The 25,173-nt window shown below is 40.7% G+C and carries 21 protein-coding genes; 7 read left to right on the forward strand and 14 right to left on the reverse strand.

The window, feature by feature from the left end; translation table 11 throughout:
- Nucleotide 1: 1 nt before the first annotated feature.
- The 7 genes from AC27JP_RS18620 to AC27JP_RS18650 all read right to left on the reverse strand — a co-directional run bounded on the left by AC27JP_RS18620 (nt 2) and on the right by AC27JP_RS18650 (nt 7,393).
- Entirely contained in the window at nt 2–1,384 is a 1,383-nt protein-coding gene (locus AC27JP_RS18620; protein ID WP_487117434.1) for an amidohydrolase, read from the reverse strand.
- Between the two features lie 241 nt (nt 1,385–1,625).
- Entirely contained in the window at nt 1,626–1,937 is a 312-nt protein-coding gene (locus tag AC27JP_RS18625; RefSeq protein WP_487117435.1) for a DUF1289 domain-containing protein, read from the reverse strand.
- A gap of 78 nt (nt 1,938–2,015) precedes the next feature.
- Entirely contained in the window at nt 2,016–3,572 is a 1,557-nt protein-coding gene (locus AC27JP_RS18630; protein ID WP_487117436.1) for a SulP family inorganic anion transporter, read from the reverse strand.
- Nucleotides 3,573–3,833: 261 nt separating this feature from the next.
- Nucleotides 3,834–4,505 (reverse strand): GntR family transcriptional regulator, encoded by a 672-nt coding sequence (locus AC27JP_RS18635; RefSeq protein WP_487117437.1) that lies wholly within the window; start codon nt 4,503–4,505, stop codon nt 3,834–3,836.
- Between the two features lie 122 nt (nt 4,506–4,627).
- Entirely contained in the window at nt 4,628–6,151 is a 1,524-nt protein-coding gene (locus AC27JP_RS18640) for an aldehyde dehydrogenase (NADP(+)) (protein WP_487117438.1), read from the reverse strand.
- Between the two features lie 89 nt (nt 6,152–6,240).
- Nucleotides 6,241–7,254 carry a 4-hydroxyproline epimerase gene (locus tag AC27JP_RS18645; RefSeq protein ID WP_487117611.1) on the reverse strand — a complete coding sequence of 338 codons (1,014 nt, stop codon included), beginning with the start codon at nt 7,252–7,254 and terminating at the stop codon, nt 6,241–6,243.
- A complete protein-coding gene (locus AC27JP_RS18650) occupies nt 7,247–7,393 on the reverse strand; it encodes a hypothetical protein (protein ID WP_487117439.1) in 147 nt (48 codons plus the stop codon). Before AC27JP_RS18650 ends, AC27JP_RS18645 begins: the two co-directional genes overlap by 8 nt.
- Before the next feature lie 129 nt (nt 7,394–7,522).
- Between AC27JP_RS18650 and AC27JP_RS18655 the strand changes: the two genes are divergently transcribed.
- The 7 genes from AC27JP_RS18655 to AC27JP_RS18685 all read left to right on the forward strand — a co-directional run bounded on the left by AC27JP_RS18655 (nt 7,523) and on the right by AC27JP_RS18685 (nt 14,376).
- Entirely contained in the window at nt 7,523–8,554 is a 1,032-nt protein-coding gene (locus tag AC27JP_RS18655) for a proline racemase family protein (protein WP_487117440.1), read from the forward strand.
- A gap of 68 nt (nt 8,555–8,622) precedes the next feature.
- The gene (locus AC27JP_RS18660; protein WP_487117441.1) at nt 8,623–9,939 is read left to right on the forward strand and encodes an NAD(P)/FAD-dependent oxidoreductase; all 1,317 of its coding nucleotides are present in this window, start codon (nt 8,623–8,625) and stop codon (nt 9,937–9,939) included.
- Nucleotides 9,940–10,140: 201 nt separating this feature from the next.
- On the forward strand, nt 10,141–11,865 hold the full coding sequence (locus AC27JP_RS18665) for a Na+/H+ antiporter NhaC family protein (protein WP_487117442.1): 1,725 nt from the start codon (nt 10,141–10,143) through the stop codon (nt 11,863–11,865).
- Nucleotides 11,866–12,065: 200 nt separating this feature from the next.
- Entirely contained in the window at nt 12,066–12,803 is a 738-nt protein-coding gene (locus tag AC27JP_RS18670; protein WP_487117443.1) for a DUF1538 family protein, read from the forward strand.
- 42 nt (nt 12,804–12,845) lie between these two features.
- Nucleotides 12,846–13,607 carry a DUF1538 domain-containing protein gene (locus tag AC27JP_RS18675; RefSeq protein WP_487117444.1) on the forward strand — a complete coding sequence of 254 codons (762 nt, stop codon included), beginning with the start codon at nt 12,846–12,848 and terminating at the stop codon, nt 13,605–13,607.
- A 20-nt stretch (nt 13,608–13,627) separates the two neighbouring features.
- Complete coding sequence (locus AC27JP_RS18680) at nt 13,628–13,978, forward strand: P-II family nitrogen regulator (protein ID WP_487117445.1); 351 nt, start codon at nt 13,628–13,630, stop codon at nt 13,976–13,978.
- Nucleotides 13,975–14,376 carry a CBS domain-containing protein gene (locus AC27JP_RS18685; RefSeq protein WP_487117446.1) on the forward strand — a complete coding sequence of 134 codons (402 nt, stop codon included), beginning with the start codon at nt 13,975–13,977 and terminating at the stop codon, nt 14,374–14,376. The genes AC27JP_RS18680 and AC27JP_RS18685 overlap by 4 nt, the downstream gene beginning before the upstream one ends.
- 37 nt (nt 14,377–14,413) lie before the next feature.
- Here AC27JP_RS18685 and AC27JP_RS18690 read toward each other — a convergent pair whose 3' ends face one another.
- The 7 genes from AC27JP_RS18690 to AC27JP_RS18720 form a co-directional block, all read right to left on the reverse strand.
- Nucleotides 14,414–16,021, reverse strand: a complete 1,608-nt coding sequence (locus AC27JP_RS18690) for an ATP-binding protein (protein ID WP_487117447.1) — start codon at nt 16,019–16,021, stop codon at nt 14,414–14,416.
- A gap of 265 nt (nt 16,022–16,286) precedes the next feature.
- Nucleotides 16,287–17,240, reverse strand: coding sequence for a bifunctional Delta(1)-pyrroline-2-carboxylate/Delta(1)-piperideine-2-carboxylate reductase (gene lhpI / locus AC27JP_RS18695; RefSeq protein WP_487117448.1), 954 nt, complete (start codon nt 17,238–17,240; stop codon nt 16,287–16,289).
- A gap of 173 nt (nt 17,241–17,413) precedes the next feature.
- The gene (locus tag AC27JP_RS18700; RefSeq protein ID WP_487117449.1) at nt 17,414–18,934 is read right to left on the reverse strand and encodes a parallel beta-helix domain-containing protein; all 1,521 of its coding nucleotides are present in this window, start codon (nt 18,932–18,934) and stop codon (nt 17,414–17,416) included.
- Complete coding sequence (locus tag AC27JP_RS18705) at nt 18,921–20,282, reverse strand: cytochrome-c peroxidase (protein WP_487117450.1); 1,362 nt, start codon at nt 20,280–20,282, stop codon at nt 18,921–18,923. Before AC27JP_RS18705 ends, AC27JP_RS18700 begins: the two co-directional genes overlap by 14 nt.
- Nucleotides 20,272–21,015: a c-type cytochrome gene (locus AC27JP_RS18710; RefSeq protein WP_487117451.1), complete on the reverse strand. Its 744-nt coding sequence runs from the start codon at nt 21,013–21,015 to the stop codon at nt 20,272–20,274. Before AC27JP_RS18710 ends, AC27JP_RS18705 begins: the two co-directional genes overlap by 11 nt.
- A 205-nt stretch (nt 21,016–21,220) precedes the next feature.
- Nucleotides 21,221–22,267: a helix-turn-helix domain-containing protein gene (locus AC27JP_RS18715; protein ID WP_487117452.1), complete on the reverse strand. Its 1,047-nt coding sequence runs from the start codon at nt 22,265–22,267 to the stop codon at nt 21,221–21,223.
- A gap of 223 nt (nt 22,268–22,490) precedes the next feature.
- Nucleotides 22,491–25,106, reverse strand: a complete 2,616-nt coding sequence (locus tag AC27JP_RS18720) for a TonB-dependent receptor (RefSeq protein WP_487117453.1) — start codon at nt 25,104–25,106, stop codon at nt 22,491–22,493.
- Between the last annotated feature and the right edge of the window lie 67 nt (nt 25,107–25,173).

Consider the following 25,173-nt stretch of genomic DNA (forward strand, 5'->3'; position numbering starts at 1 on the left):
CTTATCTTTGGCCTAATAAAAAGTCGCTTTTCGCTTGATATTTTTCATCATGACGATCGTATACCTTAGCACCATCAATAAATACTTGCTCAGCTTGCGCGTATACACTAAATGGATTTTGATTCCAGATAACTACATCCGCTTTTTTACCTGCCTCTAAGCTACCAGTTTCATCTGCTAGCCCCAAAGATTTTGCCGCATTTGAGGTGATCCAAGTAATGGCTAATTCCGGCTTAATATCAAACCCATTATCATTTGCACGATACATTACTTTACCCGCTTCTTGGTTCAAGCGTTGAATGGTGCTTGCAGAGTCGGAATGTACGACAGCACAAGAATTTTTCACGGCATCAACAATTGCCACATTTTCATGGACCATGTCATAAGCTTCCATTTTAAAGCCCCACCAATCTGGCCACATCGCTGCACAGTTACCGTTTTCGGCAAGCTTGTCAGCAATTTTGTAGGCTTCAATAGCGTGATGGAAAGTACCTGAGCGATAATTAAACTCTTTGCCTAAATCTATCATCATCGCCATTTCTTCGGCTTTATAACAATGGTTATGAATTAAGATATCGCCATCAAGCACCCCTTTTAGGGTATCTAATTCAATATCACGTTTTGGCGCTTCAGGATTTTTACCGGCTGCGTAATCTGCATCATATTTTTCCCAAGCGCGTTTATATTCTGTCGCTTCTGCCCAAGCCATACGATAACCAGCCATATTGCCCATACGTGTTGACGGTAAAACTTTACGACCGCCATAAACGCGTTTAGGGTTTTCTCCACAAGCCATTTTTAAACCATACGGTGCATCTGGAAATTTCATGCCTTGCATAGTTTCACTTGGTACATTTCGAAGGGTAACTCCGCGACCACCAAATAAGTTTGCTGAGCCCGGTAATATTTGTAAGGTTGTAATACCGCCTGCACGCGCGGCTTGAAAACCAGGATCTTGTGGCCAAACACTGTGCTCGGCCCATACTTCTGAAGTATTAGGAGAGCTCATTTCATTGCCATCAGAATGCGACTCAACTGACGGGCTTGGATAGACACCTAAATGTGAATGAACGTCAATAATGCCCGGTGTCACCCACTTACCATTTGCATCAACTTCTATTGCGCCAGCAGCCGTTAAACTGCTACCAATTTGGCTGACTTTACCATCAACGAGTAATACATCAGCATTGTCCAAACGTGTTCCCACGCCGGTTAATATCGTGGCGTTTTTAATTAGCGTTTTTTGCTGTGGTAAAGCTTGATACGTACTTGGGTAAGGGTTTTTATTAATTTCGACTTTTGCATCTTGCTGCTCACTCTGCAAACAGCCGGTTAAGGCAACAGAAATTGCGGCCATCGCAAAAGGTGGAAGAAGTTTTTGCATACGATTTTCCTATTGTGTTTCATATCTCGATGAAAAACATTAGGCTTCCCAGTTATTCGATATGAATTTTTATTATTATTGAGTGTGGCTTCTGCTTTAAAGTATTTAACTACGCATCAGCGTTAACATAATAGCTACAATATTATGAAAACTTGCCAACAACAAGTCAGATGGGGAAACTAGGTTAGAAAATTGCGTTGAATTAACAACTATCTGCGGTAAATGGGTTTAGCGTAACCCGCTATAATTCAAAATCACCAAAATCTAAATCACTACTATTGTCTATTTGGCTTTTACTTGCGGTGTCAAGTAACGAGGGTTGTTGCGCTTCGACGCTGTTTGCTACTTCAACAACTTTTGCTTTTGCTGGAGATTGCTTTCTTTTCTTACGTTGTTGACAGCGTTTGATCACTTTTTGACGCTGATTCGAATCTAATGATGTCCAATTTAAGCGTTCATCTCGAGTTCGAAAGCAACCCAAACACTGACCTTTGTCATCAGACTGACAAATACCAATACAAGGACTCGGGACATCAAAAAACTCTAATTGCATTTATTAAAACTTAACCAAGGTTGATAAATTATTTTACTCGTGTGATTAAGTATAACCCAATCACACGAGTAAAGAAGCCTAGGCCAGCTTATCGGTTGCGATATGGTAATCAGGGTCTTCAATGACGTTGATTTCCACTAAGCTACCGGCTTTAGTCAGTAATTGCGTACATTCTTTGCTTAAGTGTTTTAAATGCATTTGTTTACCGCGACTAATGTAGCGTTCAGCTAAGGTATCAATGGCTTCGATTGCCGAATGATCCGCCACTCGAGAATTTTTAAACTCAACAATCACATCATCGCTGTCATTATCCATATCAAATTGCTCTAAAAAGCTTGATACCGAGCCAAAAAATAATGGCCCGCTGACGTCATAGACAGTAGAACCTTTCTCATCTAGTGAACGATGAACCATGACATGTTTCGCATGTTCCCATGCAAACACTAATGCAGAAACAATAACCCCTACCACAACCGCAATAGCTAAGTCTGTCGCAACTGTTACCCCAGAAACTAAAATAATAACAAAAGCATCAGCCTTTGGTACTTTGCCTAGAATTCTGAAGCTAGACCATTCAAACGTACCGATAACAACAATAAACATCACGCCAACAAGCGCGGCTAGTGGAATTTGCTCAATTAATCCCGATGCAAATAAGATAAATCCTAATAAGGCTAATGCCGCGGTAATGCCTGATGCACGGCCACGACCACCAGAATTAACATTGATCATCGATTGTCCAATCATGGCACAACCGCCCATACCACCAAAGAAGCCAGTCACTGTATTTGCCGCACCTTGGGCAATACATTCTTTATTACCACGGCCGCGAGTGCCCGTTAGCTCATCAATCAAGGTCAGTGTTAATAATGACTCAATTAAGCCAATAGCTGCTAGCACTAAAGCAAATGGCAAAATAACTTGTAACGTTTCAAAATTAAATGGCACGCTAGGAATACTAAACTGTGGCAAACCGCCGGCAATTGACGCCGCTGGGTCGTTCGTCATATCGCGAACAAAATCAACAACCGTGCGGGCATCTAAATCTAAACTTTGTACTAAAATAGTTACCACCACAATTGCCACGAGTGATGAAGGTACCGCTTTGGTTAATTTAGGCAAGAAATGAATAATTGCCATAGTTAAAACAATAAGACCAGCCATGGTAAATAACTGATTACCCTGCATCCACTCCATCACGCCGGCATCGTTTATCACTTTAAACTGACCGAGCTGTGCTAAGAAAATAACGATGGCTAAACCATTAACAAAGCCGAGCATAACAGGATGCGGAACCAAGCGAATAAACTTACCGAGTTTAAATAGGCCTGCCAGTATTTGCAGCACACCTGTGAGCACCACAGTAGCAAATAAATATTCCACGCCATGTATTGCCACTAAACTCACCATCACAACGGCCATAGCACCCGTAGCACCAGAAATCATCCCTGGACGACCACCGAAAATAGAGGTAATCAAACCAACCATAAAGGCAGCATATAGGCCAACTAGTGGCTCAACGCCAGCAACAAAGGCAAAAGCCACGGCTTCAGGCACTAATGCTAACGCGACGGTAAGACCCGACAGTACATCATTTTTTAAATTTGCCGCTTTACTGGCGTGTAATTCAAACATTATTTTCTCAACTTTGATTAAACATCAAAAATACAAGCTAACTAAAAGTCGGCTTGTATTTAAATACTTTGTTTTTTATACCCGAGATTGTCTTAATGATAGGCAACCTAAACGAAAATCGTTATCTTTCGGGGCTTGAAGGCGCGGGAATACTATAGATTTATCGTCAAAAAGTCAATATTTGCTCAAAATTACATCAAGCATTTCAAGCAAATATAAACCGTTTTAATACTATTTGATAAGATTTATAAAAGTTAGCTGTTAGCCACTAATAATTGATTCACGTTCATTAAGAAAGGCTTTAATTTCGTCCCGTGAACCTAAGATGTGTTGCTTAAGTAGCGCTACCGCTTTTTCAACATCACGGGCTTTACATAAGGCTAAAATTTCATTGTGCTCTGACTCAGCTTTAGAAATACCGCCAGCCCATAATAAGTGCATGCGAATATAACGGTCGGCATTTTTATTTAAGGTATCAACTAAGTCTTGAGTTTGTGGTCGTTCAGCCCCTGAATACAAACAGTTATGATAGTCTGAATTTAATTCACTCCAGGTATTAGCAGCGTTTTCTTTCCCTAGCGCTTTATCTAGTTTTTTCAGTAACTCTGTTGCTTCGTCAAGTTTTTCATCGCTGATATTCGGTAAAGAATTTGCCAGCAAATCCGCTTCAAGCATAGCGCGTAATTCAAATAATTCGTCCACTTGATCAGCGTTGAGTTCAGTTGCGGTTGCCCCTTTGTGCGGCTCAAATGCCACTAAACCTTCCGCTTCTAATTGCAATAACGCTTCACGTACCGGAATACGACTAACGTTTAACTCGTCTGCTAAGGCAGCTTGGCGTAACGGTTGACCAGCTTTAATTTCACCACTTAAAATCTTTTCTCTAAGTGTTTCAACAACTAATTGAGTTCTGGTTTTATATACTATGCTCATAAAGGGCTTCCTAAAAATGTTACCGCTATTATAGAGATCCGGACGCCAAACACAAAAAAAAAGAGTTATTGCCCATAACTCTTTTTATTTAATATGCTACTACATTGAAATATAAACAGAAATTAATCCTGTAAAAGTTCAGGTAATAACTCTGTCGGCATATTTTGATAACAAATAGGACGTTGAAAACGTTTTATCGCTTCGCTACCGACAGAGGTGGTTCTAACATCGGTTGACGCTGGGAACGGACCACCATGGTTCATCGACGCACAAACTTCAACACCGGTTGGCATTTGGTTATAAATCAAACGTCCAACCTTGTGTGCTACTGCGTTCGCCACTTGCTTGGCTGCTGCAAGATCACTATCAAGGGCATGAATACTGGCGGTTAAATTGCCTTTAAGCAAGCCAATTGCTTGCATCATTTCATTAAAGTCAGCGCATTTAACAATTAATGCTGAAGAACCAAAAACTTCTTCTTGAAGTAGTGCATTGCTAGAGAATGTTGCTAAATCTGTGCTAAACAAAGCAGCTTGGCAAAAATGCTCAACACCTGCTTGACCTTGTGCTAATAATTCCACCCCCGCAATATCTTGCCATTGGCTAACCGCTTGTTTATAGGAATTAGCGATACCTGGTGTCAGCATAACTCCAGCCTGCGTTTTAGATATTTCTGCGGCGGCAGTTCCAGCAAACTGGTTATACTGCTCACCTTCAATGGCAAACCAGATACCTGGGCTAGTACAAAACTGACCTTGTCCCATCATAAGAGATGCAACGAGATTTGTGGCGATTTCTTTCGCGTCATTATTTAACTTATTCGCTAAAATAAATTGCGGATTAACACTGCCGAGCTCACCATAAAATGGAATTGGCTCAGGACGCTGATTAATTTGTTGTTGTAGTATCATGCCAACACGCTCAGAGCCCGTAAAACCAACTGCTTTTACTAATGGGTGAGTGACGATTTGGCTTGAAATGGCGTAGTTCTTACCTTGAATAAGGGAAAATACCCCAGCATCAAGCTCAGACAATTCAATAGCTTTTAAAATCGCTTGGGCAATAAGCTCAGCTGTTGCAGGGTGTGCGGCATGTGCTTTCATTACCACGGGGCAACCTGAAGCAAGCGCAGAGGCGGTATCACCACCGGCAGTTGAAAACGCTAATGGAAAATTACTAGCGGCAAATACGCCAACAACCCCTAGCGGCAAGTAACCAAGTCGAGTATCTGGTTTAGGCAATGGCGAGCGTCCAGCGTCAGCTAAATCAACAACAGCTTGATATTCGCCGTTATCTAAAAGATCAGCAAATAAATTCAATTGACCAACGGTTCTGCCACGTTCACCTTGAATGCGCATTGCCGGTAAACCTGTTTCCGCACATGCTGTTTCAACCAGCTCATCGCCCAATTCTAAAATCTGCTCACCAATGGTTCTTAGGAAAGCCGCGCGTCTAGTTGCAGGCAGTTGGCTGTAACTAGAAAATGCACGTTGAGCGGCAACAATAGCATCATCAATTTCTTGTGAACTGGCATCAGCAAATGTTGTTGTCATGGCAACATTTTCAATAGCATTAAAAGCAACAAAGCCGTTTTCAGTTTCACCAGACCATTGTCCAGCGATCAAATTTTTTCCTGTAATTGTCATAATAATCTCTTTAAATTTTTTTTCATTTTTAAAGTTGCCTGTAAAGCAAATTCAATCATTGCTCTAGGTTAGGCTATTTTTAACTTTATTTAAGTCACCACAAAGCCATTAGCATAAGGGTCACTATCATCAATTGTTATACAGTTTTTGCCAAACACATGCGCCCAACCTTGAATGCTAGGTTTGATCGCCACGATTGGACCATTTGCGGTGTGCAATTCAACCACGTCTTCAACTTTGCCAACAAACTGACTACCTATATAACTTTCATGGACAAAGCTATCGCCAAGTTTTAGTTTGCCTTTGGCGAAAAGTTGCGCCATACGAGCACTGGTGCCTGTGCCACAAGGCGATCTATCAATGGCTTTATCACCGTAAAACACTGCATTGGCAGCGTCTGAGCCAGAGGTTTGGGTTTTCCCTGTCCATAACACATGCGATACACCGCATACGGTTTCGTCTTCAGGGTGAATACATTCCAGTGTTTGCCCAGCGATCGCACGAATGATTGGGCTCCAATGCAGAATATCGCCGGCGCTCCATTCATCAATGCCGGGGAAATTTTCTTGCGGCTCTACAATCACGTAAAAATTACCGCCATAGGAAACATCAACCGTCAACGCGCCTAAACCCGGTACGTCTAGTACCACATCTTGATGGGCAAGATAAGAAGCAACATTATATAAACGTACTGCCGTCACTTTTTCCGCGGTCATTTGGTAGTCAATATTGATCTGTCCAGCCGGAACATCTAATACTAATTTACCCGGAGATTTTGGCGTTAATAAGCCATTTTCTAATGCCGCAGTAACTGTGCCAATAGTGCCGTGACCACACATTGGCAAACAGCCTGAGGTTTCAATAAACAATATCGAGCCGTCAGCATTATCAGAACAAGGAGGATATAAGAATGCCCCAGACATCATGTCATGTCCTCTGGGTTCAAACATTAACCCTTGGCGTATCCAATCATAATTTTCCAAAAAATCCTGACGCTTTTCACTCATAGTGTTACCGCGTAGGTTTGGGTGTCCACTGGTAACTAAACGCACCGGATTACCACAAGTGTGCGCATCAAGACAAAAATAAGTACCTTTAATCATTCGATTTTCTGCATCCATCAATACCTTCTTTAATTAGGCTATCAACCATAGCATGCGTTGCTTCAAAGTTGATTGACATATCATCAAAGTATTGTGTTGTTACTGCTGGATAGACCCCTTTCCAGTTAATATTTTTCATAAGCCTTTTCGTTCCGTTAATTGTATTTAGCTATTTAAAACTATTGCTAGAAATAACATCGCATATTGTATACAATATTTTCAATCATACAAGTGTAAGCATTAAAATTTATTTTTTAGGTTGAATAAAATGCAGTTTAATACTCATAATTTTTTAAATTATCAAACTATTAGCACAATAGATGCTCACACCGAAGGTGAGCCTTTACGTATCATCACTGATGGTTATCCTGAAATTAAAGGTAATAGTATTCTGGAAAAACGGCAATACTTATGCGACAACTTAGATAATTTACGACAATTATTGATGTTTGAACCTCGTGGCCACGCCGATATGTATGGAGCATTAATCACTGAGCCTTGCACTGATGAGGCTAAGTTCGGTATTTTGTTTATGCATAATGAAGGCTATAGCAGTATGTGCGGACATGGCATTATTGCCGCCGTATCAGTTGCCATTGAAAGCAAGGCTCTAGCCATGCCGAAAAAACATGAAGTTATTGGTATCGACTCCCCTGCTGGCTTTATTAAGGCTTATGCCGAATTCGATGCCAATAACAAACTCGCCATCAGTTTCGATAATGTCCCATCTTTTGTTGAAGCGCTAAATCAAACTATCTCAATACCAGAGTTCGGCGAGATCAAATACGACATTGCCTTTGGTGGCGCATACTATGCTTATGTTGATGCCGACGCGCTCGACATAGCTTGCACACCGGAAAACCAGCAGCAACTGATTAGTGTCGGCAGAGCTATCAAACATGCCGTAATAAATAGCTACGAAATTTGCCACCCAACTGAGGAAAACCTTAGTTTTCTATACGGCACTATTTTCTATTCAAATAATACTGACTCAGCTAGTTCACATTCACGTCATGTTTGTGTATTTGCCGATGGCGAAGTCGACCGCTCGCCAACTGGTACCGGCGTTAGTGCACGCGCAGCATTATTAAGGGAGAAAGAAAATTTAGCTGTTGCACAAGATGTGGTTATAGAAAGCATTGTTGGTGGCAAGATGACGGTTAGCATTCAACACGAACATGACTTTTATGGTAAAGCTGCTGTTACGCCACGCGTTTCTGGACGCGCCTATATAACTGGCTGTCATCAGTTTATGCTTAGTGAAGACGATATTTTTCCACAAGGCTTTATCTTAAGGTAACGACAACTAACTTGGCTTCCTGCCCTTTGAAATATTTCAGCAAGAACGTTAAATAGAAGATATTGAAAATGAATAATCAACAAGAACAACAAAATAGCTGCCAACGAAAAGTTGCGGTATTAGGTGCCGGGATTATCGGTATCAACTGTGCACTAGAACTACAGTCCTTAGGCTTTCAAGTTAGCTTAATTGACAAATCTGGCATCGGCGAAGGCTGTTCAAAGCGAAATGCTGGCCATTTTGCCACCGAGCAAGTATTCCCACTTGCAGAAGCAGGTTTGCTCTGGCAGTTGCCCAAATTGTTACTAGACCCATTAGGACCCATGGCGCTTTCTCCACGCTATTTTCCTAAAGCCTTGCCTTGGTTTTTAAAGTTTATGGCCAATATGCTCGCCAGTAAGCGTTTAAAAAACAGCCAAGCATTAAAAACTCTTAATAAACATGCTATTGAATACTATAAGCCATTGCTACGGGCAGCTAAAGCCGAACAGCTACTAACCAGTAAAGGCAGTTTATTAGTGTTTGAAAGCAATAATCGTCAAAACGCGGTTAAGGTTTATAACCATTATAAAAGTGCAGGCGTTGCAGTTAAATTACTTGATCGCGCACAAACCATGCTACTAGAGCCAAATTTAAGTGAAGCAATTAATTATTCACTTTACTTTACCGACGTAGCGCACACCGCAACCCCATATGCAATATGTCAAGTATTAGCCAATCAAGCGCTAGAACTGGGCAGTAAATTTATTCAAGCCGAAGTGAGCGATATCAGTACCAACGAAAATGGCGTGCAAATAAATTTACTTTCACAAGACAACATAGCTGGACAATCAGAAAATAGCGTGGAAACCTTTGATCAAGTTGTGGTGGCAACTGGCGCTTGGTCTGAATCACTTTTAGCGCAACTTGGTTATAAATTACCCATGGAGGCGGAACGTGGCTATAGCTTAGATTTAGCCGCAGTGGAAAGTGCACAGTTAAATCGCCCAGTCGCCTCTGCAGAGCGAAAGTTTATTATCACCCCTATGGCACACGGGCTTCGCCTCGCTGGTACTGTCGAATTCGCTGGTTTACATCAAGCCGCCAACATGAAAAGAGCGAATATGCTTTACGAAAATGCTAAACAGTTATTAAAGGATATACCTAAATTCAGCCCCAAAAATGCTGACTCAGAGCAACGTTGGATGGGCTGCAGGCCTTCTTTACCTGATTCACTGCCGGTTATTGGCCAAGCGCCAAAACACAGTGCGGTATATTTTGCCTTAGGTCATCAACACTTAGGTTTAACCTTGGGAGCCATCACAGGCAAGCTGATTGGTCAGATAATGACTAAACAAAAAACTGATATTGATATTTCACCTTTTTGTATCAGCCGCTTTAATTAATCTCGCTGTTTAATGACATCACCTTTTCGCTGTGGCCTTCGGCTCATCCCCGTCGTTGGCTGCAGCACCTTTTAACAAGTTTTGTTAAAAACCATCAGAGAAAATATTCCCTCCAACTCAACAAGCGCTAGTAACTAGATAAATTTCTGTTATTGTAAATTAAATATGCGTGCAAATAATGATAATTAAAAGCGTGGAATAATGACAACTAACCATAATAAAATTGCCTTCATATTCTTTATACTTGCTGTGCTTTCAGCGATTTATATAAAACTGTCAGTTGCGCCGCTCTGGGTAGAGCAAAGCTATGTTTATGATGTCAGTACTGATGTTAAAGGTGTTTCCAGTTATATTTATAAAGGTCAAAAGGTCATTATCGACAATATTGTTGACTACAAGAATTCGCCGTTAAATCAGCAGAACTTAAACAACAATAACAACATACCAGCGTTAAGTCAGCAATGGGTAAAAGATGACAATAGCCAGCTTAAATTACTTAAGCCTGCCTTTCATTTTGGCGCTTGGTCATTACTACCTGCTTTTATCACCATCATCTTATGCTTATTAACCCGAGAGCCTTTAACTGCGCTGCTTGGGGGCATTGTTGTTGGTGCAATTATCTTGGGACGTTATGACTTAACCGACAAGGTTATTATCCCTAACTTAGCAAAAGAAGGTACCGCCGCGCTGTTACTACTTTATTTGTGGTTACTGGGTGGCTTGCTCGGCATCTGGTCAAAAACGGGCGCAGCTCAGGCCTTTGCCAGTTATATGACAAAACATTTTGTAAAAGGCCGAAAGTCGGCGAAATTAGTTTCATGGTTATTAGGGGTGTTGTTCTTCCAAGGCGGCACTATGAGCACAGTTTTAGTAGGCACTACCGTGCGGCCACTGGCCGATAAAGCGAAAGTCAGCCATGAGGAAATGAGCTATATCGTTGACTCAACCGCCTCTCCTATCGCCTCTATTCTCGCCTTTAATGCTTGGCCTGCTTACGTGCAAGCTTTGATATTTATACCTGGTGTTTCTTTTTTAGCCACCGAAGCCGATCGTATTGCTTTTTTCTTTCAAAGTATTCCATTTAGTTTCTATAGTATATTTGCCGTTACCGGGACATTTTTACTTAGTCTCAATATCACCACCTTTGCCGGTAAACGTATTAGAAAAGCTAAAAGCCGTGCCGAACAAGAAGGAATGTTAGACGCACCAACGGCAAAACCCTTAAGTGCTAAAGAGTTACAACATTCTGATGTACCACCAGGCTATTCGCCACATATTATAGAATTCATCTTGCCCTTAGTGACACTAACCGCCATTGCCATTGGCAGTTTTGTCTTACTTGGTTCGCCTAAAATCAACTGGGCCTTTGGTGCCGCGTTATTACTTTCTGCTGTCCTTGCCATCATCAAAGGTATGTCTTTACATCATGTAATTGAAGGCTTTACACAGGGTTTAAAAGGCGTCGTCTTCGCTTCGGTGATTTTAATGTTAGCGGTTATTATTGGTAGCATAAGTAAAGAAACAGGTGGCGGCTTGTTTTTAGTTTCTTTACTCGGTGAACAACTACCGTTTTGGTGCCTGCCGGTTATTTTACAGCTCATTACTATGGTCATCGCTTTCTCTACGGGCACTAGCTGGGGGACATATGCCATTGCCTTTCCATTAGCAATGCCTTTGGCATGGGCAATTTGCCAAAGTCATGCGTTGGCAAACCCAGAATTGTTTATGATGCTATGTTTTGCCACTGTGCTTAATGGCAGTGTTTTTGGCGATCAATGTTCACCGATTTCAGATACCACCATCCTCAGTTCTATGACCACAGGCTGTGATCTAATGGACCATGTGAAGTCACAATTAGTGCCAGCGACCTTAGCCGCTTCATTAGCTGGCGTTTTATGGACCCTTACCGCATACTTTTTTGTCTAATATCAATCAACTTACTACTGAGAAATTTTAAAAAATAATCATAAATTACAAAAAGTAACCAGAAATAGGGATAATGTCACGGCAGAAATAAAGCTCTGTGTTACTATTAATTAACAACGGACGTTGAGCTTGTTTTGGATCAATAAACTACTTTAACTCAGCTCATATAATAAAATTTTCTTCTGGTAGCTTTTAGCGATATGAACCAACAGCTTATCATTTTCTTCAAAGCACTTTTCGGCAGTTGTAAAGACTTACTGCCAATAGTTCTCGTCATCGCTTTTTTCCAATTTGCAGTTTTACAGCAAGCTATGCCAAATATTGGCGATATCTTTATTGGCTTGATATTGGTGGTGCTTGGTTTAACTTTTTTTATCTATGGATTAGAGATGGGGTTATTTCCCATCGGCGAGTCTATGGCCAAAGCCTTTGCCAAAAAAGGCAGTATTGTCTGGTTACTAACCTTTGCTTTTTGTTTAGGTTTTGGAACAACGGTTGCTGAACCTTCGCTTATTGCAGTTGCCGCTGAAGCCGCTACAGTGGCCGCGAGTGGTGGCATTATTGAGGCAAGCGACATCGCCCAAAATGAGTATGCCAATGGCTTACGCTACACAGTTGCCTTTGCCGTAGGGCTAGCAATCGTTATTGGTGTATTGCGAATTATACGTGGCTGGCCAATTCAATACCTTATTCTTGGTGGCTATGTGCTGGTCGTTATTATGACCGCCTTTGCGCCAACATGGATTATTGGTATTGCCTACGACTCTGGCGGGGTAACAACGTCAACAATTACCGTCCCATTAGTTACCGCACTCGGTGTTGGCTTAGCCTCGTCAATTAAAGGCAGAAACCCGATGATAGACGGCTTTGGTTTAATCGCCTTTGCCTCCTTAACCCCGATGATATTTGTGATGGCGTACGGCATGGTATTAAGCTAATGAAAGTAACATATTTTTCTATTTTCAACGGAGCTTGTTAATTTGACATTACTGATAGAGTTTTTCGAGACGTTAAAAGCAACTGTTGTTGATGTGTTGCCGATATTATCAATAATTCTGGTCTTTCAATTGTTGGTCATTCGACGCCCGATCCCACATGTCAAGCAAGTAGGTTTTGGCTTTTTCTATGTATTAATTGGTTTAGCATTATTTTTATTGGGTTTAGAAAAGGCCTTGTTTCCGTTAGGAAAAATGATGGCTGAGCAATTAACCGCCCCTGAGTTCATTAACCCTGAAGCGCTAGCCGCTGATGCGATAAATTGGGCAAATTATATTTGGGTATATATTTTTGCTGCAGCCATTGGATTTAGCACGACAATTGCTGAACCCTCCCTAATTGCCGTCGCCCTAAAAGCCGAGGAAGTTTCCGGTGGTGGTATTAAAGCCAACAGTTTACGTATCGCTGTTGCCATAGGGGTTGCCATAGGTATAGCCTTGGGAAGTTATCGTATTGTGGTCGGTCATCCAATTCATTACTACATTATTTGCGGCTATATTGTGGTGGTAATACAAACTTTTTTCTGTCCAAAAATGATAGTGCCACTCGCCTATGATTCCGGTGGCGTAACGACGTCTACCGTGACAGTGCCGCTGGTGGCCGCCTTAGGTTTAGGCTTAGCCAGCACCATACCGGGGCGAAGTCCTTTGATTGATGGCTTTGGCCTGATTGCTTTCGCCAGTTTATTTCCGATTATTGCGGTAATGGCGTACGCACAAATTACTCAAATTCGAACACGAGACTAACTAAACAGTGAGAATGAAACATGCATTTTAAATTGATCATTGCATTTGTTGAAGATGCCGTTACTGAGATGGTAATGAAAGAAGCTCGCATGGCAGGGGCGACCGGCGCTACCATTATTAATAACGCGCGTGGAGAAGGTATTAAACGTCAACGAACCTTTTTTGGTATGCAGCTGGAAACACAACGTGATGTACTGATGTTTGTTGTTGAAGAACATTTATGTCGTAAAATACTTGAACGCATTGCTAGCGTTGCGGGTTTTGATGAAGAACCCGGCAAAGGCATCGCCATACAAATTGATATACAGGATGCTGTAGGTGTAGCCCATCAAGTTGAACGTTTAAAAGGTAAAATTGAGGAAGAGCTATGAGCCATAAATTAGTGCAAGTTAAAGATGCAATGAGCACCGACAGTTATTGCTTTACCGATGGTATGGTTACTGTCGCAGAAGGCATAAAGTTAGCCAAACAACATAATGTTTCGGCGTTAATTATTAACAAACGTCACGACAACGATGAATTTGGTTTAGTACTATTATCAGATATTGCTAAGCAAGTGGTCGCAAAAGATCGTTCGCCTGAACGAGTAAATTTATACGAAATTATGGCGAAACCATTATTATCTGTATCACCCGAAATGGATGTCCGTTATTGCGCACGGCTGTTCGAAAACTTTGGCATCAACACAGCACCCGTGATTGAAAACCAACAAGTATTGGGTTTAGTGAACTATACCAATATGGTGCTAACCTTATTGGGTGATGATTAATACGCTACTTAACTGTGATATTAGTTAAGGTATGAATCTAAGGTATGATCTTTAAATTAGGCGTACCTTTTTTTATTGCCTGAATTTCTTCGGCTTCTTTCAACAAAGGCACCTTAACCACAAAGCAACAACCATGCTCACTATCGCTAATTTTTATTGAACCACCAAGTTTAGTATTGACTAAATTGTAAACAATATTCATCCCTAAACCTGAGCCCCCTAAACCGCGTTTAGTAGTAACAAACGGGTCAAATATTTTGTCTTTAACCTCACTGTTAATGCCTTTGCCATTGTCTTGATAAATCAACACTAGGCTCTCGTCATTGGCTTGAAAGTCAATACTGATTTCACCATCAATACGGTCTTCAAAACCATGGATATGTGAGTTGGTTAAAAAGTTAGTCAGTATTTGGTTCCAGGCACTAGGGTAAGTCACTAAATTAAGTTTTTCATCAACACTAACCTTAATGGTATAGTTTTTTTGTTTAAATAAGGTTTTAACGGTATTGACCACGTCATTGACGTGTTGGGCCAAATTTATATTAATTTTCGGGTCGGTATGCTGTTCAACGGCAACTGACTTAAAGCCTCGGATCAAATCAACCGCTTTATTTAAGCTGCGTTCGATGATTTGCTCATATTCTACAAACATATTGAGTATTGAAGTCAGCTGTTTTTTCGTTAATTTTTCTTCAATTAAGGCATGATTCAATTCTGCTATTTTTTCTTTTAAAGCGCTGACTGAAGTAACGCAGATACCTAGTGGAGTATTAACTTCGTGGGCAACCCCTGCCACCAATTGCCCAAGAGAAGCCATTTTTTCTGATTGCACTAATTGGTCTTTTGCCAATGTCAGTTCATTTAATGACTGTTGCAGTTGTTGATTACTTTCGGCCAATTTTGCCGTGCGCTCATAAACTTTAATCTCTAAATCACCGTTCAAATTTATTAGCGCATTTTCTGCATCTTCTAACTGAATAATGTCATTTTTCAATGTTAAGCGCATACTGTTAATCGCATTGACTAACTCATCAAGTTCATCAGTTTCTTGCTTACGATTAAGCAATGTTAAAGGTTCATCTAAGTTCTGACCACTTAGCTCCTTTGAATATAACGTAATGCGATATAAATGCTTAGTGATCAACCAATGGACAATGAAGAAAGTACAAAATGCCACCATAAAAATTTTGATAAATTCAGAGATAACAATAAAGCCAGCTCGCTGCCAAAGGTGCTGATAAATATCTTGATAATCAGCGGTAATAACCATAGTGCCTATGGTGTTATTTTCGAAAGTTATCGGATAATTTTCAACTTTAGGAGGCGCAGCAATATCCTCTCCAACTTCATATACTTTGCCAAAACTGGTGGTGATTTTTACATGGCGAATATCGGGTAAGCGCTGAATACCGCCTATTTGCTGTTCGACAAGCGGCTCATTAAAATCCCATAAACTAGTAGATATTGATTGATTAAAGCTCAGCTCGATATTTTGAAAACGTTCATCTAGTGCGCTTACACCGCTCTGAAAGTCAACGTAAAGTTGAATAATGGTAGAACATACAGATAAAAAAGCACTGCATAAGAAAATATAGACAAATACACGTCGGCTTAACTTATTATTTAAAGCGCCTTTACTCGACATTACCTTTTCCATGAAACCCATTTGCTATTTGTATAACACTAATAATTGTCGTGTTATATATTTCCTTACGTCATAGCACTAGTTATATAGCAGTGAGTGGTAAAGTCAAATATCAAAGTGACAAATTTCATGGTTATCGTAACGACTGTTGAACTTTTTATGATCAACAGCTCCTGAACAGCTTGATAAATTACTCGGAATGACCGTATATATTTTTCTTTATTGATAATTCTACTTAAAACATTTTGGCTAAAGCTTATATCGCTTACACCTGCTGAGATTTTGCATAGTCTGCAACCAGTTTAGCAGCTGTTAAATCTTCTAAAGCATGGCCGACTGATTTAAATACCGTAATGTCTTCATCGCTTCTTTGCATGTTGAATTCTTGTTTCGATAACGAGAATAAGTCTGCTTCAACCTGCTCTTTAGTGATCACGCCTTGCTTTAGCGGTATCGCCATATCACCAGTTTCACGTAAAGCACCTTCAAAATTATCAACAAATAGTCTTGAACCCGTTAAGCAATCATTATCCATTTCTCTCATATCTGGACGGTATGAGCCGACCATATCTAAATGTTGGCCTAGTTGTAGTTGCTTACCAAACACTAGCGGTTCTTTGCTAAGGGTGGCACAAGAAATGATATCTGCTTGTGCAATATAGTCTTCAATGTTGTCAATTGCTTGAACATCTACTTCAAGGTGCGCAACTTGTTGGCAAATAGCTTCTGCTTTACTCTTGTTTCGACCCCAAACATAAACCTTTTTAATTGGCCTTACACTGGCATGGGCTTCAATAAGCTTACTTGATAAGGTTCCGGTTCCTATCATCAGTAAAGTTTCACTATTTTCACGTGACAAAAAACGTGAAGCTAATGCCGAAGCGGCGGCTGTTCTTCTAGCCGTTAATGCTGGTGCATCCATCATCGCCATCATGGAACCGGTATCAATATCCATCAACAAATAACTGCCTTGAATTGACGGTAAGCCTTTGCTGCCGTTTTCAGGTGCCACGGTAACAATTTTAACTCCTGCAACTTCACCCGCTTGCCACGCTGGCATCATCAGCAAGGTTGTTTCACGTTCGGCTTTTGGATTAGCCATATCAAAATGTAAGCGTGGCGGTACGGTAATATCACTAGCAAAAGATTGCTCAAGCGCATTAACAAGTTTTGGAAACGCGAGTGCGCGGTTAACCGTTTCAGCATTTATCGTTAGCATAGTGTTCTCTTAAAAAATAATAATTAATCATGCCAATCATTATTGCATAATGTATACAAAAATAAAATATATCAACTTAGTCAATTACTGACGGCACAGGTTCTACAAAATAAAAAGCCCTGCGTGTGACAACAGGGCATTAAATTATGTTTGAGGAAATGATGGCTTTACACTTAATTAGTTCGACTCAACATATATTTCGCCGCAGCCATGCGGGTTTCTGCATCTAAATAATTTTGCGGTGGCATTTCTGGATAGTCATCGCGCTTTTTAATTGGCTTATTGATGTAGTCAGCGATGCCTTGTGGATTATCCATATATAATGCTTGAATAATTTGTACCGGAGGACCAATCATGCGACCAGTATAGGTATGACAACCGGCACAAATTCCTTGATAAACTACCTTACCACGCTCTGACGGGTCAATAATACGTGGCGCAACCGGCTCATCAAGCAAATAACTATCAACCGACGCCGTATTGGTAAATTCACACTCTTTCCAGCTATTAACCCCAACAGAGACATAACGGTGTCGGTTAATAATACAACTATCATTACTCTCACCGACGCGAATTATGTCTGGTTGCCCTTGCTTAAGTTCAGTCAACATTAATGCCTTAACTTCGTCTATGGTGTCGTAGCCATTATTTAGCATTAAGTTATCTAAAATCATCACTCGATCTGGGCTTGGATCTGACTCAGGATCTATGGTGGTATTGGGTGCGTTATGATGGTCTGTGATCAATATACCGGCGGTTTTATTGCCAGAGATAATATTACCTTCAATCACCACATCGTCGGCAGCCATCACCAAGATCCCCGTTCCTGCAGGAATTCCGCCAACCGTAGAGCCTGGCGCACCAAAGTTTTTATGATTATTAGCGGAAATAAAATTATTACGAATAATAACGTCATAGGTGGTTTTTATTGGTAGGCCGGGCGTAATGAAAGCGAGAATTCCACCGGTATTATTGTGCACATAATTATCTTCAACTATGGCATGACGCGAGTTTTCAATTTCGATACCAGCAACACTGTCAAAAACATCATTATAGACAACATGAATATTGTCACTCATACCAACATAAATCGCAGCATCTTCAATGCCTGAGATTACGTTGTATTCTACGATACCATTTTTACCCAATTGTGGAAAAATGCCGTAAACACCTGTATCAATAATAATATTGTTTCTGATTTCAAAGTTATTACCGGCCTGCCCCATAATGGCATTACCTTTATAATTGGTAATTTGCATATTTTCGACGACAAAATTATTGCCGGAATACAAAATCGCGTCATTAAGCTTTTTCTCACCATCTAATGTTGCTCGTTTTCCTTCTTTAACAACGCCAATAATACGTATGTCGTCTTTGTCGATATAAACCGTTTCATGATATTTGCCGGGCATGACTTGAATGGTGTCCCCGGGCTCAGCCCGTTGCACCGCAGCCATTATCGATTGACCATCTTCAACCACATGAGTTGTGCCTGCTTTTGTCCGCTCGGCAACGGCACTTTTGCTCTTTTGGTTAACTTCTTTATCCGCACTCTTGTCGTAGCCACCACCATAACTTGCACCAGCGCCACTGTTAGTGATCACTGGAGTATTGTTTTGACTAATGCCAAGATATAAACCTCCAGCAAATGCCACAGCAATTAATATTGCTGTGATAAATTTACTTAATTTCATGTTGTTCCTCACTTCGCTCGCTTATTTTTTTATTATTCGTTTTTGATTTCATATCTGCTGCTAGCATAGATTTGCTAGATGACGTATTAGATTTACCTTGCGGTTGCCGGCCACTTTTCATTAACTCGAGTTGAAATTGTTCATCAACAGGTGCCAAACCTGAAGGCAAAGAATGAGGAATTTGGGGCGTAAGACTCTCATCAGTTAAGGTTGCTAAAAATTCAACCAGCAAATCAATTTCATCTTCAGCCAAGTTAGGCTCAGAAATATGCCAATGCAGATACAATTTTTCGCCATCAGGCACAGCGTTGCCTCGACCATCATTATAGAATTCGATGGATTCTTTTAATGTCTTGTAACGACCTGAATGCATATATGGCGCAGATTTAGTGATATTACGTAACGTTGGTACTTTAAATGCTCCACGTAATTTTACCGCATTATAGGTTTTCGCGGCGCCTATATCTCGCTCTCGACCATCAGGCTCAGGCGTACCGATCACCGCGATTTGATTATTGGTAAATAGGGGGGGCTGATGACACTCTGCGCAACGTGCAACAAAGGATCGAAAAACATTTAGGCCGGCGATTTCGTTTTTTGTTAATGCCTGATGATAGCCATGTGCATAGCGATCATAACGACTATTTAATGAAATCAGCGAGCTTTGAAACGCTGCCAGTGCGGTATAAACTTGCTCTAACTGCAATTTATCCGCCTTCGGAAACGCTTGCGTAAATAATTGTCTGTATTGACTATTTCCACGTAGAGACGCTAATAACTGCTCTGGTGTATTGCCCATCTCTTTTTCATCAAATAGTGGCCCTTGAGCCTGCTCTTCCAGAGACTTTGCTCTTGCATCCCAAAAAAACTTATCTAAAAATGCTACGTTCCACAATGATGGCGCACTGCGTGTCACCTTTTCTCCGGTTACGCCAACACTGCGATCAAGATCATCACTAAAGCCTTTTTCTGGCTGATGACAGCTGGCACAAGAAATAGCACCATTTTTGGATAACAAAGGATCAAAAAATAAATAACGTCCTAAATCAATTTGTGCTGGTGTGAAACCATCTCTGTGTGGCGGTAAGGACGTTTTCGTGCCACCTAAACCTCTATTTTGTACCGAATTGTAAAACTGATATTGAGTCAATAGCCGACACACACCGGCAGCTGTTAACTCAAAACTTGGCGGGCATTGAGTATTTAAAGTAAAAGCGGCTTTTGATTGCTGAGCCGGCTTTTGGAGACTTTTATTATTATTGAAAATAGAGCGATCGACGACATCAGCGTTAGCCGCTATTGTAAGTAAACAACAAACAACAGCGATGGAAAATATTTTACTGGCCATTGCGAACACCTTGTTGTTCACGAGAATTATTTATTTGCGTAATAAAAGCGATAATGTTTTCTAACTCTTGTCCACGACTCGTTTTTGCCATCATAGCCATTTGTCGACCGTATTTATCTTTAGGATGTTCACCTCGAATACCGTTGACAAAGTTGTCCATTTGTTTCGATATATACCATGAAGATAAGTTATTCAGTCGCGGCGCCGACATTCTGTCATTACCTTGCCCTTGACCTCCATGACAAGCACCACACTTTGCTTGATAATAATTGCTGCCCTGCTTCAATTGCTTGGCAAGCGCATTCACTTGCTCAGGCGCTAGCGAGTTATTTATGCTAGCTGCGCTAGGAAAATAAGTTAGTTGGCTAAGGTAATGATTAATTTCTTCAATAACTGTGATGTCATTTAAAGACGTGGCGATTTCAGCCATTTGTTGTCCGGCAATGTCTTGCGCGTGCGCGCCTCTAAATTTTTGCTGAAACTTACTAATTTGATTAGTTAGGTAGACGGCTGATTGCCCGACAATTGCCGGCGCTTTTAACGCTTCTTGTCCATGCAAATCAGCGCCATGACAACTTTTGCAAACAACAAGTTGTTGCTGCGCTTCTGCACTCATTTGTTTTATCTCAGGCACCGTCACTTGCGTTGCCAACACCTGTTGAGAAAAAACTAAAACTAGCAAAGTGAAAGCAAAGCCAAAGTCTTTCACGCGGTCATAAATCGCCTGTAGCATTAGTTTGTTATGGAAAAACACTCTGTCATTAACAATAAGAGACTTAACTATTAAAGACCGAGCTATAAAGCTGCGGGTTTGTGGCATATGTCAGTTCTTGTCTTAAAAACACATGCTCTGACTATATGATGCTGGACGTTAAAAAGCTGACGAATAACTAGAAAAGTCTGACGAATTATTCTTTATCACTAGTTAAATAATTAAATTACTGGTGCTTTTTACGGTATTCCGTCGGTGTGACACCATAAGTTGCTTTAAAGGCTTTATTAAATGAGCTTAAACTTCTAAAACCACTTTCCAGCGCTAACGTTAGCACGGGTGTGGTTTTACTTTCTTCACAAATCAAGTTGTTGCTCACTTCTTGTATGCGATAGAAATTCAAAAAATCATTAAAGTTACGGTAATTTAATTCACCATTAATCAACTGCCTTAACTTGTATTCATGAATTGCTAAGTGTTTAGCAAAACTGGCGATAGTTATTCCCTCTTGACGATAGAGCTTTTCCTGTGCCATTGCTTGGGTAATTTTAAGCAACTCTTTACTGGGAGGATTTGCTATTTGCTGACTAATATTTGAATGTTCAATGGTAACGAAAAGACTGCCATCTTTAAGGCTAAATAAAAGAAAATTAACGCCGGTAATCAGAATGGCCATAACAAGGTTAATCATAACCCCCAGCATTAACCATTGCAGGTTCAGCAATTGGCTAGCAAAGATCACCATAAAAATATAAACCGCTGACAAGCTTAAAACCCCGCCTCGAATATAGCGACGCTGTTGTACAAGGTCATCTCGCCAATGTTTAACGGCAATGATTAATGCATGAAAGACTAACGCCAATTCAAGCGCCATAGCGCCATATTTTGCCGTAAGCCCAAGCATAGAGAATTGGTTTATATTTACCCCAAACAGTAAAGATCCGACAATTAAGGTAAGCGGGATCACTAAGGTCAGTGATGCCAATAGATATTGCCAAGGCTTTAATATCACATGATCAGCAAAAACACTTAAACTCACCAACCAAAATACACCTGGCAATGCATTACCACCTATTTTCTCCAACCACCAAGCTAATGAATAGGGAATAAGTACCGGAAAAATATCACGCAATAAATAACATGAAACACAGAACATTAAGCCAATAAAAAGTTGAACTGAAGGATTCTTTTTTTGCTTGGGTAACAGCAGCAGTAGACATAACACCGCTTGAGCAAAAGAGAATGTGGCAAAAAATGTTGTTATATCATTCATAGTTTAAATATATTTTATTCTTATTATTGGTAGTTTTTACCATACTAAACAGGTCATTAATAAAATGGAAATTGCTTGCACATAAAAAAAGCCCGATTATTTCATCGGGCTAAAACAAAACGTTACCGCGATAGTCGCGTTATTTTAAAAGAAAAAGCTTCATTTACGCTAAATGAGCACACTGGCACATACGGAACATAGTTAAGTTTATTTAGAGCAATCGCTAAAATGAATATTTAACATCGATACCGGCTTCTAAACCTCGATTAATACGACCATGCGGCGTACCAATAACATCCGCCGTTAAACCGCCAACAGATAGCATATAACGTTCATCCAATAAATTTTTCCCCCATAAGCCGATTTCCAAGGTATCGTCATCACTAGTCCATGAAATGCGAGTATTTAACAATTTCATATCTTTTAAATACTCAGGAATAGCGAGTTTGTAATCTTCAATCCCAACCTCCTCATCATTAATATTTTCAACAAAAACATAATCAAAGTGGAAGTTTGTATTACCTAAACCAAGATCCGGCATCCAATCGAACGTAAAAGTGTAGTTCGCACTAGCATTAACTGAAGATTTTTGCGCAGAAATTAAACTTCCTTCACCGTTATAAAATTCTGGTGTGTAGGTATCTGTGCTGCGTATTTCTGAAACCACACCTAAGGTTAAGCTATCCGTTGCTGACCACAGTAAATCAAATTCAATACCGGTAATTTCTCTATCTTCATTGATGATTGTTGGTATCGCTTGTGATGAACCTGGTACTTTCGAATCAACACTTCGTTGCAGGTTATCCAACTCTAAGTAGTAAGCACTAACATTAGCTACCACTTCACCCCATAAAATCGCCTTGTAACCAAGTTCATAGTTGGTAGTATCTTCAGGCTCAAAGGCTTGTGTACTAGGCGTTAAAGAATCAAAGCCACCTGATTTATAGCCGGTAGAATATGAGGCAAAAATCATATGATCATCATTTAATTGATAACTGGTTACTAAGCGACCGGTAATTTTATCCCAATCGTCCGAAGCTTTTAGCTCCACTTCGGGAAATAACAAATTACTCACGCCAGGCACTTGCTGGGCAAAGGTTGTTTTTGGAATATTCCAAGTAAAGTCCTTTTTATCTTGTGAATATCTCAGGCCAGCAATCACGTTCCATTGCTGGGTTATCGCATAATCAATATCGGCAAATATGCCCCAGTTGGTAAAATCACCAGTGTTATTAACCGACTCGCTCCACCACTGCCCGGAATAACTAGGGCCAAACACTTCCGCAATACCAAGCTGAGCTGAGACAATTTGATAGGTGGTATCGCCTGTTGCCGTCACCACATCGGCCAATAACGGCTGTCCTGGCATACCGATAGCAGCCATAATGTCTTCGGCAAAGCCAAGTGCATTTAACGCATTTGACCACTCATCAGGGTTCCACATATGGTCCATAGGAAAACCAGATAGTGCATAAAAACTATCAACCGCACCGGCAAAAGTGACACCAGGACCAAAAGCGCCGGCGGCATGTGCATCGGAAGTACCGCCGATCATGGCAGCTATTTGCTCAGCGACACCACCTTTTATAAAGTTATTTAGCTCACCGGTGATCAGTCGCGCAGCGGTATCAGCGGTTAAGTTTAACTCTGTCGTCTGACCAACCTTCTCTTTAGAGTAAGAAAAGCCAGCGACAGCATTAATTTTGTCACTGACATAATTAAGTTGAAGTTCGGTATAAAGGATGTCTGAATCTTCATTATTCGAGGTGTCAAAGTAGCGGGTAATTTCTGCAGTACCGTCTTCATCTTGGCGATTTTCCGTTTCCCAATCACGATAACTTAACACATATTTCATTGACCACTGGTCATTAAACTCATGGTTCAACTTGGCTGTGATGCCATACATATCTCGTGCTTCCACACCATTGCGGACATCATTTTCCGCTTTATTAGCAAATAGCGTTTGACCGTTATTATAGGCAAATTCACTAATTCCTATTGCCATCGGTGGCGCTTGTTCTAGATCGTCCCAGTCATAAGACAATTGAAAGTTAGTGGCCGATGAAATATCCCACAACAAGGATATGCGGGCAACAGTATGATCTCGCTCTCCTAAATCCCAGTTTTTAAAATTATCATTCCAGCTTGGCGAAGAAACATTCTCAACAATACCGTCTTGAGCATTAGTTAAGACATTAGCACGCAGATAGAAGTTGTCACTCAATGGCAGATTCACCATACCTTCGTAACGCTGTAAATTATCACTACCTAAGGTTGCCTTTACGAAACCTTCAAAATCAGCATGTGGAGCATTAGGCACCATACTTACCACGCCCATCGCGGCATTTCGCCCAAACAAGGTGCCTTGCGGTCCCTTTAACACTTCAACACGTGCCATATCAGAAAAAATAACATTCTGTGCCGCCCTTGGCATATAGACATCATCATAAAATGTAGCCGAAGAAGGATCACCACCAACACTGATATTAGGACTAGAAATACCACGCATAGTGACACCTGCTTGCGTCATATTGCTATCTGAAAATTCAAAGCCCGGAATAAACTTATCAATATCACTCAGTAAAACTGAGCTACTTTCTTCAATAGTATCGGCACTAACGGTGCTGACAGTTACCGGAACTTTTAATATATTTTGCACCCGTTTTTGCGCGGTTACGGTAACCACTTCAATTTCTGTTTCTGTTTCTGTTTCTGTTATTGCTTGCTCTTCTGCAGCATATGATAAAGGTGAAAGTAACAAGGCTGAAATTACCGCTTGTGCAACGCGATGTTTTTTTCCGTAAAACCGACCACAACGACTATCTAATAGAACCTTCATGACAACTTCCCCTCGCACTCTTATTAATGGCTATATAGATTATTTATTTTTGTTTTATTGCCTAGAC

The organism is Colwellia sp. SU-HH01172, from assembly GCF_057553355.1.